This window comes from Streptomyces sp. GbtcB6, from assembly GCF_019091475.1.
Classification (GTDB): Bacteria; Actinomycetota; Actinomycetes; order Streptomycetales; family Streptomycetaceae; genus Streptomyces; species Streptomyces hyaluromycini.
The window spans coordinates 1-445 of sequence record NZ_JAGXJL010000202.1 but is presented as its reverse complement, the minus strand read 5'-3'; the positions used below and the strand labels follow the sequence as shown (position 1 = coordinate 445).

Annotated in this window: 1 pseudogene; it reads right to left on the bottom strand. The window is 70.6% G+C overall.

The features are described 5' to 3' along the window. Nucleotides 1-445: pseudogene (locus tag KVT45_RS55165) on the bottom strand (thioredoxin reductase); the annotation flags it as partial.

Below are 445 nucleotides of genomic sequence, written 5' to 3'. Positions count from 1 at the left end.
CACGACGAGATCGACCGGACGCCCGTCGGCCCGATAGGTGAGACCGAGCACCTCGGCAAGAGCTCCGGGCGTCGCGCGCCGCAGCAGCGAACCGTTGACCATCGCGGCCGGGAGGTCGTCCTCGCCGAGCCCCGCCAGTCTCATCAGCGAGCGTCCAGGGTGCGAGGTCGCGTCGAGCCAGGAATGCGGCAGGAGCATCTGCGCCACATAGGTGCGCAGTTCCAGTGTCTCCGCGGCGTACGACAGGCCGACGAGCTCCAGGGCGTTGCCTGCCGCCCCGCGGATCACCTCGCGCCGTTCCCTGAACGCCTCGATCAGTGTGTCGGCGGTGTCGACCTGCTCGGCGAGGGCCCGGCGCAACATCGCCGCCCGGATCCGGACGACACTCCCGGCGGACACCACCCGGGCGGTCAGATAGACGTGCTGACCGGTCAGCAGGCTGAGC